Genomic DNA, 13,412 nt, shown 5'->3' with positions numbered 1-13,412 from the left:
GAGATGATAGCCACAGCAATGGAATCAAAGCGGTTAGGTTTATGCACAAAGCCGTTATTTGCAGTTCCGAATCACCTGACTGAACAGATTGGTGAGGACTTTCAGAAGCTCTATCCCGGAGCAAATATTCTAGTGGCAACAAAAAACGACTTCAAAAAAGAAAACCGTCAGCAGCTGTTTGCAAAAATCGCTACAGGTGATTTCGATGCTGTCATTATCGGTCACTCTCAGCTGGGTATGATTCCGCTTTCTAAGGAAAGACAGGTTTCAATTCTGCAAGAGCAGATTGACGATATTATGGCGGGCATTGAGGAACTCAAAAAGACAGAAGGCTCTCGCTTTCAGGTCAAGCAGATGGAGCGTACAAAGAAATCTCTTGAAGCAAGACTTGATAAACTTGAAAAGTCACATGATGATATTCTCACTTTTGAGGAAATGGGTATCGACAAATTGATAGTTGATGAAAGTCATGAATTTAAGAATGTGCCGACACAAACGAAACTCACCAATGTAGCCGGTATTTCGTCATCTGCTTCGCAAAAGGCACTCGACCTCTTTATGAAGTGCCGATACCTTGATGAAAAGACAGGTGGCAGAGGTGTGATTATGGCTACGGGAACGCCGTTAAGCAACTCCGTAACAGAATTACATACTATGATGAGATTTTTGGAGTATGATTTCCTGAAAGACCACGGACTTGCCAACTTTGACAACTGGGTAACGGTTTTTGGTGAGCAAAAAACGGAATGGGAACTCGCTCCTGCGGGTAACAAATTCAAGGAACGCACGAGAATTGCCAACTATACGGGTTTGCCTGAACTGATGAGTATGTTCAAGCAGGTTGCCGATGTGCGTACCGCCGACACGCTTGAACTCGCTACACCAGAAATGGAGTATCATATTGAGAACATTGAAGCAACGGAGTTTCAGAAAACGCTTGTACAGGAGTTATCAGACAGAGCTGATGATGTACAGAGCGGAAGCATTGATCCGTCTGTTGACAATATGCTCCGTATCACATCGGACGGCAGAAAGCTGGGACTTGACCCAAGACTTATTGACCCGTCATTTGAGGATAATCCCGATACAAAGCTGAATCAGTGTGTACAAAACATTACTCAGATTTATCATGATACTGTTGAGGAAAAGCTGACACAGATTATCTTCTGCGACCTTGGTGTTCCAAAGAAAAATTCACAATCAACGGATAAGGGCGAAAATGTTGACGAAAAATCTGCTTCCGAAAGAGAATCCTTAGAGGAAGAATGTGACTTCTGCGTTTACGATGATATACGTGATAAGCTGATTAAGAACGGTGTAAAGCCTGAAGAAATCGCCTATGTACATGATGCCAAAACGGAACAGCAGAAAGCAGATCTCTTTGATAAAGTAAATAAGGGAGAAATCAGAGTGCTTTTAGGAAGTACTGGCAAAATGGGTACAGGCACAAACTGTCAGAAAAAGCTGATAGCATTGCATAACCTCGACATACCTTGGCGACCAAGTGACCTCCAACAGAGAATCGGACGTATCGAAAGACAAGGCAATCAGAACGCAAAAGCACACGTCTATAACTATGTTACCAAAGGTTCGTTTGATGCGTATTTATATCAAACGTTAGAAGCAAAACAACGTTTTATCGGTCAGATTATGACCTCAAAAACACCTGCAAGAACTTGCGAGGACGTAGACCAACAGGCACTCAACTATTCCGAAATCAAGGCACTTTGCACGGGTGATGAACGTATCAAAGAAAAAATGATGCTTGATAATGAAGTTAAGGAACTCAATCTCCTGAAAGCCGAACACACCAACACTGTATTCGATATGCAACAGACAGTAGCCACAACTCCTGTAAAGATTGAAAAGGCTGAAACAAGACTTGAAAATCTCAAGGCAGACCGTGAAGTACTGCGTCAACTTCCGATTGATGAGGAAACAAAGCTACCTGTATTTAAGATTACCATTGACGGTATAGAGTACACAGACCGCAAGGAAGCTGCAAAGGCTCTTGAAGATATTGTGCTTGATTTCGTTAAAAGGAGTTCCGACAGTGAGAAAGAAATCGGTGAATTTCAGGGATTCAAGCTGACAGTGAATGCTGTTATGTTTGGCAATGAACCCGATATTTCCATTATGATGAAAGGCAGTGCTGAACACAAGTGTGTACTGACAGGCAGTTTTTCCGCAAATCTCAAGCGTATGGAATCGACTCTTTACAAGATTGACCAGACCATAAGTGATGCCCAGAACAGCGTAAACAAGCTACAAATGGATTTGGCAAATGCACAGTGCATTGTTGCAACTCCATTCCCTCAGCAGGCTGAACTTGAACAGAAAACCGAAAGACTTACATCTCTTACCGAAGAACTTAATCAGGCAGCCATTGAAGCTAAGAAAAATGCTCCCGAAAAACAGCGTACCTGCTACTTTGAGAGGGCAAAACTCAAAAAGGAAGCTTTCAAGGATAGGCAGAAGCCACCTGAATCAAATGAAAAGAATAAGTACAAAAATGGAATAGAATGATAAAACAGGCACTTTGCATTTGTAAAGTGCCTGTTTTCGTTAATTCATATATTGCTGCATACAGCTTTCATAAAGGACTTCTGTATATCGTTCTTTTAGTCTGATCGGACTTACGATTTCAATTTTTCCTCTAAATGAAAATATCCAGGAAAAGAATGGCTGCGGATATTCAGCCTTTACGGGAACATGTATCATGAAGTGATTGTCAGATTGCGTGTCCCTAAGCATGAGAACTGATTTTCCGAACCTGTCAATCACAATGTTACAGTATTTGTTCTCAAGCGGCAAACGGAGTGTGACGTACTCGCTCTTTCCGCTGAACATAGAAAAAGAGGATTTTATGTATTGTTCCAAATCAAGTTTTTCATCTGGGTACTTTCTTACCGAATTCACAAGCTCGATGTTTCTCATTCGATCAAGACGAAAATTGGTGTAAGTATCAGGATATTTTTCGTAATACGAAACAACGTAATAGCATTCCCCGCTCATCACCAATGCAAATGGAGAACAAAGTCGCTTCGTTCCTCGCTGAACCAAATGCTTGTTTATATCGTAATCATAGTAATCAAAGCTGATTTGCTGATTACTACGGAAAGCAGAATTGACAGCATCAATATTATCAAGGGTCTGTTCATTGTCCGATTTCACACGATTGGTCAGCATGATTTTTCTTCTGAGCAACGGTGCTTCATAAATACTGCACAGGCTTTCAAGCAATTTAAGCAGCAACTCTGAATCGTCAACTGTCAGAAATCGTAAAGATGCGATGGCATCGGCAAATATTTTCAAAATACTGAGTGAAAAACGACGAGATTTCAAATGGTATCCTTTGTTGTGGACGTATTCTATATCCATGTCACTCAAAATCAATGCTTGAATATCATCTTTTATGGTTACTTTATGTGCCGGATAGCCGCAGGAGTTGAGATAATTTTGGATTCTTTCCATTGAAACGTAGTTATTTTGATCTGTATATTTGATAAACATTTCTCTTAAACATAGTAGTCTGCATTTTGCGTTCATTTTGTCGTTCCTTATATTACGCCATGCTGTCATGTATAATGACAGGAGTTATAGATCAAAGTTTTGATAAATAACGTCTTATCCAACAGTTATGAAATAAAGAAAAATCGATTATGTAGGTTGCTAATTTTCATTTATTACATAATTATGTTGTTTAATTCTTTGAAAAACATAATATTACAAAAATCTAAATTACGAGAAAGAATAAAAATGCTTACACTGTTAAAAACAAGATAAATTCACTTTAGAAACAGCTAATTCAAAGCATGTAAAGAAACAAGCTTTCTGACCAAAAAAGCTTATGCTCACAACCACAAGTTTCAATACAACAAACTAAAGCAAATACAAATGAGCCACTGCATATGCAATAGCTCATTTTCGTATATTCCAAATCAACTTAATTGTTCTACAAATCTTGCAAATGCTTCTTTTCCTTGTTTATCTCTCTTAAATACTCCAGCATCTTCAAGAACTTGTTCAAATACTTTGCCGACTTCATAACGAATAATATCCATTGCATTATCATTATCGAATTCTGCATGGTTTGCAAGAATTTCTTTTATCCAGTCTGCATGAGATGCAATTTTGTCATCTGTAGCAATATCTTTTCCATACAGCATTGCATCTTTCAAAATAGCCAGTTCATCAGCCAAACGTGCCGGAAGAACGGCAAGTCCCATAACTTCAATCAGACCGATATTTTCCTTTTTGATATGATGTAATGTCGGATTTGGGTGGAAAACTCCTAACGGTCTTTCTTTCGTTGTAATATTGTTTCTCAAAACCAAGTCGCATTCAAATCCTGAAGAGGTTGCTCTTGCAATCGGAGTAATTGTATTATGTGGGATTCCCTCTGTTTTTGCAAAAATGCCAACAGTTTCATCTGTATATGTTCTCCATTTTGACAGAATATCAGCACACGCATCTGCTAAAGAATCACGATTATCAGAAGAAAGACGTATCACAGACATTGGCCATTTGACAATACCAGCGTTTACATTCATATAATTTTTCAAAAGAAATGTTCTTTCTATCGGTGCTTTTGCCATTGCAAAATCATAGCTGCCGCCTTGAAAATGCTCATGTGTCAGAATAGAACCACCTACAATAGGAAGATCGGCGTTAGATCCAATGAAATAATGCGGAAACTGTTCAACAAAATCAAACAGCTTGTGGAATACCTGCGCATTGATTGTCATAGGGATATGCTCTTTATTAAACACAATGCAATGCTCATTGTAATAACCATAGGGAGAATACTGCATAAACCATTTCTGATTATTGATATTCAGTTTTACCGGACGTAAATTTTGTCTTGCCGGATGAGTCAAATGTCCTGTAAATCCCATGTTCTCAGCACAAAGCTGGCATTTTGGATAGTTTGATGTTTTTTGTGTTTTCGCAGCGGCAATGTCACGAGGATCTTTCTCCGGCTTGGAACGGTTTATAGTGATGTCAAGTGTTCCGTATTCTGATTCATATGTCCATTTTAAATCTTTTGCGATTCTTTCAGCACGAACATAATTCAGATTTTTGCTAAAAGTATAGTACCATTCTGTTGCTGATATCGGTGAAACAGCGTATTTTCTTTGAAATACAGAATTGACTTCTCTCGGCATTGGTGTAAAAACGCCCATAATTCTTGTATCGAATAAATCACGCTGTACAGAAGTGTTTTCAATAATTCCTGATTGAACAGCATAATCAATTACCGGTTCAAGCAGTTGCTCAATAGTTCCTGTAAGTGGTTCAGCATCTACCCAATCTTTTAGTTTCAGTATATCCATAAGCTGATTTCTTACAACGAAAACATCATCATTGGTTATCAATTCTGATTCGATAGCATGACGAATCAATCCGTTTATTGCCCTGTATACCATATATGTCACCTCATTTCTGAAACCCATTCGGATGTTTTTTATGCCAATTCCAGGCATCAGCAATGATTTCTTCCAGACTGTCATGAACCGGATTCCATCCGAGAATGGTTTTTGCTTTTTCGCTGGATGCAACCAGTCTTGCCGGATCACCTGCACGTTTTGGCGTTTCTATTGCAGGAATCGGATGTCCTGTCACTTTTCTCGCTGTATCAATGACCTCTCTGACAGAATATCCAACGCCGTTTCCAAGATTGAAAATATTGCTTTCATTTCCATTCCTCAGATATTTTACAGCAAGAATGTGTGCCTGTGCTAAGTCCGTTACATGAATATAATCTCTGATACAAGTTCCATCAGGCGTGTCATAATCTGTACCATAAATCGATACACTCTCACGTTTTCCATTCGGAACTTGCAGAATCAGAGGAATCAAATGGCTTTCCGGATTGTGTGCTTCTCCGATTTTTCCAGATTTATCAGCACCACAGGCATTGAAATAGCGGAGAGAGACATATCTGAAATCATGAGCCTTGGAAGTCCAATAAAACATCTTTTCCATAGCAAGTTTCGTTTCACCATATGGATTTGTCGGCTGTGTTCTGTCTGTTTCCAAAATAGGAATGTTTTCAGGTTCTCCATACGTTGCAGCAGTAGAAGAAAATACAATTTTATCAATATGATGTTCGACCATAGAATCTAAAAGAATTTTGGTGCCGCAAAGATTATTATCATAATATTTCAACGGATTGACAACGCTTTCCCCAACGAGGGAATAGGCTGCAAAATGTATCACTGCGTCAATTTGCTCTTTTTCAAAAATACTGTCAAGAAAAGATTTGTCATGTAAATCTCCCTGATAGAACTTAGCACCTTCAGGAACAGCTTCGATATGCCCGGTTGCAAGGTTATCTGCAATAACAACATTTTCTCCTGTGCGAATCAATTCTAAAGCGGTATGAGAACCAATATATCCTGCACCGCCTAAAACAAGTACACTCATTTTTATCCTCCTATTACTTGATTTCAATACCGCCACATGGTCTGATTGTCATGATGTAGCACGAATTCTGTCCAAACATTCTGTCCATTTCCGATCTGTATGTATTTACAAGTTCATGTGGAACAAATGCTTGAATTGTTCCTGCAAATCCTCCGCCATGTACTCTGATTGCACCTTTGCCTTTTAATACTCGTTTGCCAATCATAATTGCAAGCGGAATGCCTTGTTCTGTTGGCTTTCTGCACGAATAAAGGTTTTGCAGATAATTCATAGAAGAATAGCCCGATTCATTGACAAGTGCAAGAAAATCATCAAATCTTCCATTTTCAAGAGCATCTGTTTCGGCTTTTGCTCGATAATTATCACCGAAAAAGTGTATCGCACGCAAAACAGCTCTGTCAGATATTTTCTTTTTAATATCAGGCATATTGTCCCAAAACTGATTTTCGTCAACTTCACGAAGAACCTTTTTGCCAAAATACTCTGCAACTTCGTCCATTTCGGTACGAACTGCTACATAATCATCTGTCAAATCAGAATGATCACCTTTAGTATCTGTGATAATCAACTCATAACCGGTTTGGGAAAGGTCAAAATCAATCTTACGGATACTTGGATTCTGAATGTTCTGAAAATCGAGAAAAACAAACCCGCCTACAGAACATACCATCTGATCCATCAGACCGCTTTTCTTACCGAAATAGAAGTTTTCTGCATATTGTCCGATTTTGGCAATTTCAATTGCACCGATCTGATTATCGTTATAATAACTGTCAATTGCTGTTGCAACCAATGTTTCAAATGCAGCTGATGAAGAAATACCGCTTCCGCCAAGGACATTTGAAGTGGTGTACATATCAAAACCGCCTATTTTTATGCCCAAATCCTTGAAACGAGCAGCAATACCTCTGACGATTTCTGATGAACCTTTTTCTCCAATATGAACATCCAGATCATTCAGTGAAACTGCAAATTCATCATATCCTTCTGATTTGATACGGATAATACCTTCATCATGAAACGCTGCAACACCGATAACGTCTAAATCAACCGCACCTGCAATGACACAGCCATGCTGATGGTCGGTATGATTACCGCCGATTTCTGTTCTGCCCGGAGCAGAATAGAAATGGATATCACTTCTGTTTGGATACAGTGCTGTGAATTTTTCCACAGCAGCTATATATCTTGATTTCTGACTTTCCATATCCTGTGGTTTGTAAATCTTTGAAAGAATATTATCAAATTCACCACAAGTTATTTTGTTCTGAAAATCCTGTATTTTCATCTTTTTCCTTTCTTCTTACGATTCTAAAGGCTTGATTACGAATTCCAATTTCATCGGCTTATCTGCATGGATCCTGTACTCATCATGTATCGGAGCACCCCAGGAATCGTCACCACCTACACCCATTTGCTTTGCGGTGATTCTAACCCATGTGTAGCGAATATTCGGCAGTTCGTCCATGTGCATTGCGTTTTCCATTTCATAAGCACTATACGGCAGCACACTCATTTCAAATGGTACCGCTTGCTTTTCAAACGTCAATCCGTGTTGTGTATCATCGGATACAGCAAGACTTCTTACGCCTGTTCTGTTGCCGCATTCCTGTGGATTCAGATAACTCGAAAGATTTTCTGCTGCTGTGGATTTCCATAAGCCCAGTCTTGCGCCTTTGCATCTGTCGATGTAATTTTCATCTGGTCCCATACCGTAATACTGGAAATTGCAAAGCTGCTTTTTCATCTTAAAGTCTAATGCGAGAATCGGCATATCAGGCATTTCAGAAACACCCGGATATGAAACACATACGCCAAGTTTTCCGTCAAAGTACGCAGTATAGGTTACAGTAAACTCGAAACTCGGAACGCAAGCAGCCTGATAAGTGAACGTGATTTTCAGAGCATCCTCCTGTTCCAGCCACGAAACGGTTTTGTATCTTGCAAATTTGCCTGCTGTATACCATTGTGCAAGATTGTATGGCTCAGAAGCCCCCGTATCATTGTCTGTCATTGCTCTCCAGAAGCTGACCTTTGGTGTACGTGTGATATATTCAAATCCATTGTATTTCAGAGAACTGATACCGCCCTCTTTTTTATCAAACATCATGGAGAAGTTTTCACCGTGAACACCGATAATCACATCGCCATACATAATAGACGGCTTTTTGTATGCTTTTTCCGGAATTCGATTGTCCTTTACTTCAAATACCTCCTGTGCGAATGAGATTTCGTGTCCTGCATCAGCCCAAAGCGTTTTATTTGCGATAACTGCTGAAACATGATAAACATATTCTCCTGCACTGTCTATTTTTTGCAATGTCAGTTTGATCGTTTTTCTTTCACCTGCATTTACATTCAACGAAAAAGTGTCTGATTTCAGTACAACTCCGTTCTTTTCCAATCTTGCTATGAAAGATAAATCACTTGTGTCTGCAAAGAGATTTCTATTTTCAACAGTCAGATTTCCGTTTTTGATCGACATTCTGATATTGGAATAGAGTGCTTTCATCTCCTGAACTTTTGGAGAATCGGTACGGTCTGCGTAAATAACGCCATTGGTACAGAATCCATAATCACTTGGTCTGTCCTCAAAATCACCGCCATAAGCAAGAACTGTCTGACCGTCATCATTTTTCGTTTCGATTGCCTGATCGATATAATCCCAGATGAATCCGCCTTGGTATGCTTCGTATTTGTCCTCAAGGTCAGTATAAAGGCTCATACCGCCGAGAGAATTTCCCATAGCGTGCATATATTCGCAGCTGATATACGGTCTGCCGGTGTTTTGTTTCAGATATTCCTCAATCTCCTGCGGCTTTGCATACATTCTGCTTTCCATATCTGTAATGTAATCGTATTTATTATCAGGAACTCTTGTTACGCCCTCATAATGCACCAGCCTTGTCGAGTCTACGCTTCTGAAATACTCCGACATGGCTGCAATATCTTCACCGCAATATGATTCATTTCCACAGGACCAGATAAGAACGCTTGCGTGGTTTTTGTCCCGTTCATACATTGACTTTGCTCTGTCGAGAACTGCATCTTTCCATTCGGGAAGTGAACCAGGAATATTCCAGGAAGGTTCTGTTGCACCGAGTTTCTGCCATGTGCCATGTGTTTCAAGGTTGGTTTCATCAATCAGATAAATGCCATATTCATCGCAAAGCTTATACCAGAGAGAATTATTTGGGTAATGGCAGGTTCTGACAGCATTGATATTGTTTTTCTTCATGAACTGAATATCGAACAGCATATCTTCCTTTGTAATTGCTCTGCCTGTCTTTACATTAAATTCATGGCGGTTGATGCCCTTGAAGATAATACGCTTTCCATTCAGGCACATAATACCGTTTTTCAGTTCAAATCTTCGGAAACCAACTTTCGTTCTGCTGACTTCTACTTCATTTCCGCTTTCATCACTCAGAATTACTGTAAACGTATAAAGATTTGGTATTTCAGCACTCCAGGGTTTCACATTTTCAATTGTCCAGTTTACCGATTCCTTTTCGTTTGACTTTACAACAACTGTTCCATTCTGATCGGTCAGAACGGATTTTACCGAACATTCACCTTCAATATCAAGCAATGCAGAGAAGATGCCGTTTGTACCGTCATAATCTGCAATTATTTTCATATCACAAACGTGAGCAGTCGGTACAGCATAGAGAAATACGTCACGGAAAATTCCGGAGAATCTCCAGAAGTCCTGATCTTCCAGCCAACTTGCAGAACTTCTTTTGAATACTGCAACTGCAAGTTTGTTGTTCTTTTCACGAATATAGGGTGTTAGTTCAAATTCAGACGGAGTAAAAGAATCCTCACTATAGCCGACAAATTCACCATTTAGCCATGCATAAAGTGCTGTTTCCACGCCCTGAAAAGAAATGAATACTCGCTTGTTTTTCAGAGCATCGTCCAGATCAAAATATCTGACATAGCTGCCGACCGGATTATCTTTTTCCGAGATAAACGGCGGGCGGAGATGCTCCTGACCTTCCCAAGGGTAAATGGTGTTGACATACTGCGGTTTGCCATAGCCCTGTAATTCCATGTGTCCCGGAACGTGAATGTTGTCAAAGTCATCTGTTCCGCTATTTTCTTCATAAAAATTTTGCTGCCATTCAGACGGATTCTTTGCCCATGCAAATTTCCAAGTGCCGTTCAGATTCTGAATCAGGGAAGAACGGTCTGCATCAGCTTCCATGCTGTCGGCATAGATTTTATGATCCGAATGAGCTGCAATTCTATTGACTGCAAATACTTCCGGATTTACAAGCCAGTCAAGTGTATATTTCATGTTATTACCTCCATTAGTTTTGTGATTCCACCACAGTTTCATTTTCGGATATTCCAAGTTCTTTCTTCAAGTCAGCATTTGCTTTTTCAACATTCATTTTAGAGAGAATCAATGTGATAATAAGGTCAAGAACAAACGGGACAATCAGATACATGATGTGAAGCATATTGATTGCAGAATCAGGCTGAACTGTAAGCGTTCCTTTAAAACCGCTGAAATCCAACAGTAAACCGACAATCGCTGTTCCAAGACCGCCACCGATTTTTACACCAAGTGAAGTGCAGGAATACATAATGCCATCTACACGCTTGTGCTTTGTCAGCCATGTGTATTCAGAACAAGAAGCAATGACAGCGTTCATATCACCCTGCCATGGCCCTTGTCCAAGTGCTGCAAGTGCCGTGAATGCAAGCATCAAAGGAATGTTACCCATGTATCCTGCAACAGCTACCAAAAGTCTGCCAAGTGTCGCAATCATATAGCTGTATTTGTTCAGCTTATACATACCGTTCCATTTCTGCACAATTGCAGGTGTAAAGATCAATGCAAGAATCAATGGAATATTGATAAACCATGCGAATACACCAAACATATTTTCATCAGCCAGAACGTATTTTGCGTAGTATGTTCCAACACCAATCATTGCAGAATATAATTGCTGTAAAATATAAGTGCAGGCAATCATTACATAGTATTTATTATGTATAAGTAGTTTGAATGCTTCGATAAAGCTGTATTTTTGTTCTTGAGACTGAACTTCTTCACCTTCTGCAAGTTCTTCGTCAGACAATTCCTTAACAGATAAAGATGAAATTGTATTGACAATCAACCCAATCACTGCATAGATGATAGCAACAGTTCTCCAGCCATTTGCACCACCGCCCACCATGTCAACAAACTTGAATGTCACAGACTGAATCAAAAGGCTTGTTGCAAATGCAAAGATAAAACGGTAAGACCCCATCTGAACTCGTTCTTTGCTGTTCTTCGTTACAAGTGCAGTTAGTGCAGAATAAGCAATGTTGTTTGCTGTATAGAACACGCTGTTAAGCAGCGTATAAGAAATAAAGAACCATGCATACTGTGCAAAACTGCCCATGCTTACCGGAATTGCAAACACACCAACTAATGTTACTGCACAACCAATAAAGCCGTAAAGCATCCAAGGTCTTGCTTTTCCAAGTTTGGTATGTGTTTTGTCTATCAATGTTCCGAAAAACACATCTGTAATACCGTCAAAAATTTTAGATACTGCAATCAATGTGCCAACAATTCCGGCATTCATGCCAATTGTATCTGTCAGATAGATCATGACAAATGATGTCAATAATGCATAAACCACATTTCCTGCCACGTCACCGGAACCGTAGCCCACTTTGTTATACCATTTCAAATATGTTTTTTCTTTGCTCATAATAGAAATCCTTTCATTATTTGTATGCCCATATGGACAGAATTTTTCAATGATGAATGATACGGACTGTTTTATCATCCTGCATAAACAAAATTAGATTGTTGTCAGAATAGATAATTATTTTTTTGAGTATCAAGAATTTTTATTGAATTCAGTATAGAATTACAATGAAAGACGTCTTTTAAAATTCTTTTTTCTCATTTCTTGATTCTATTATACCACACAAAACGGCTAAAAAAATACACAAAGTTATAAAATATATGCACAAAGTTTAGGGTTTTACTTGCAATCAGCAATTCACTATGTTATACTGATATCATAAAGTCAAGGAGGGCGTTTTTCATGTTTATGAATGTTGCTTATTTAAATAACTCTACATCTACTATTGTAGATGATTCGAAGCCGCTGATTGTAACATGCTGCGGTAATTATCGTGTAAAAAATCGTTCTGAAGTTGTAACACATCGTCCGAAGGGAAGAAAAGACTATCAGCTTTTATATATTGCATCCGGAAAAGGACATTTTTTCATCAATGGTGAAGAAAAAACGGTTTCCGCAGGAAATATCATTGTCTATTTGCCGGATCAACCACAGGAATATGTTTATTATAGAGAAGATCAAACTGACGTTTATTGGGTGCATTTTACTGGCAACGATGTAGATTCTATTTTGAAATACTATAATATTGAACTTCCGAATAATATCCTTTATATTGGAACTTCTCCTGATTATCAGTTGCTTTTTGGACAAATGATTCAGGAATTGCAGCTTTGCAGACCACGGTATGAGGAACTGATTTCCTTACAACTTAGAAATATTTTTATCTTGATTAGCAGAGCTATCATGAGTGCAAAGAAATTCAGCAGCACCAGTGAAAAAGAAGTTGCTTTTGCCATGCATTATTTTCGCAAAAATTATAATACTGAGATTAGCATAGAGGAGTATTCCAAATCCAGAGGACTCAGCAACTGTTGGTTTATTCAGTGCTTTAAAGAAATTACAGGTTCAAGTCCGTTGCAGTATATCTTGAAATTGCGAATTTCCAACGCACAAAGCTTGTTAGAAAATACAGACTACACCATTACTGAAATTGCAAACATGGTTGGATACACGAATTCTCTTTATTTTAGCAGACTGTTTCATAAATATATTGGTATGTCGCCAAAAGAATATCGAAAAATGAAACTTGAAGTGAGCCTTAAAGAATAAAAAGAAAACTCGTTTGGCTGATATTAAATTTAACCAAACGAGTTTTATTGATTTTTT

The 13,412-nt window shown here is 38.9% G+C and carries 8 protein-coding genes; 2 read left to right on the top strand and 6 right to left on the bottom strand.

Annotated elements, in window-relative coordinates:
- Nucleotides 1–2,526: helicase-related protein (locus tag ACI4WO_RS03780; RefSeq protein ID WP_439806227.1), on the top strand; the 2,526-nt coding region annotated here is incomplete at its 5' end.
- A 39-nt stretch (nucleotides 2,527–2,565) separates the two neighbouring features.
- On the opposite strand, the gene ACI4WO_RS03775 is transcribed toward ACI4WO_RS03780, so the two are convergent.
- From ACI4WO_RS03775 to ACI4WO_RS03750, 6 genes are all read right to left on the bottom strand, one after another.
- Complete coding sequence (locus ACI4WO_RS03775) at nucleotides 2,566–3,549, bottom strand: WYL domain-containing protein (RefSeq protein WP_439806226.1); 984 nt, start codon at nucleotides 3,547–3,549, stop codon at nucleotides 2,566–2,568.
- 392 nt (nucleotides 3,550–3,941) lie between these two features.
- The gene (locus ACI4WO_RS03770; protein WP_439806225.1) at nucleotides 3,942–5,486 is read right to left on the bottom strand and encodes a UDP-glucose--hexose-1-phosphate uridylyltransferase; all 1,545 of its coding nucleotides are present in this window, start codon (nucleotides 5,484–5,486) and stop codon (nucleotides 3,942–3,944) included.
- The gene (gene galE, locus ACI4WO_RS03765) at nucleotides 5,440–6,429 is read right to left on the bottom strand and encodes a UDP-glucose 4-epimerase GalE (protein WP_439806224.1); all 990 of its coding nucleotides are present in this window, start codon (nucleotides 6,427–6,429) and stop codon (nucleotides 5,440–5,442) included. Before galE ends, ACI4WO_RS03770 begins: the two co-directional genes overlap by 47 nt.
- Before the next feature lie 13 nt (nucleotides 6,430–6,442).
- Nucleotides 6,443–7,717: a galactokinase gene (locus tag ACI4WO_RS03760; protein ID WP_439806223.1), complete on the bottom strand. Its 1,275-nt coding sequence runs from the start codon at nucleotides 7,715–7,717 to the stop codon at nucleotides 6,443–6,445.
- A gap of 15 nt (nucleotides 7,718–7,732) precedes the next feature.
- Nucleotides 7,733–10,732: a glycoside hydrolase family 2 TIM barrel-domain containing protein gene (locus ACI4WO_RS03755; RefSeq protein WP_439806222.1), complete on the bottom strand. Its 3,000-nt coding sequence runs from the start codon at nucleotides 10,730–10,732 to the stop codon at nucleotides 7,733–7,735.
- 13 nt (nucleotides 10,733–10,745) lie between these two features.
- Nucleotides 10,746–12,146, bottom strand: coding sequence for an MFS transporter (locus ACI4WO_RS03750; protein WP_439806221.1), 1,401 nt, complete (start codon nucleotides 12,144–12,146; stop codon nucleotides 10,746–10,748).
- 342 nt (nucleotides 12,147–12,488) lie between these two features.
- On the opposite strand from ACI4WO_RS03750, the gene ACI4WO_RS03745 reads away from it, so the two are divergent.
- Nucleotides 12,489–13,355, top strand: a complete 867-nt coding sequence (locus tag ACI4WO_RS03745) for an AraC family transcriptional regulator (RefSeq protein WP_439806220.1) — start codon at nucleotides 12,489–12,491, stop codon at nucleotides 13,353–13,355.
- Nucleotides 13,356–13,412: the final 57 nt, after the last annotated feature.

This window comes from Porcipelethomonas sp., from assembly GCF_051893655.1.
Classification (GTDB): Bacteria; Bacillota; Clostridia; order Oscillospirales; family Ruminococcaceae; genus Porcipelethomonas.
The sequence above is the reverse complement of the archived record's forward strand: the minus strand, read 5'-3'. Positions and strand labels throughout refer to the sequence as shown.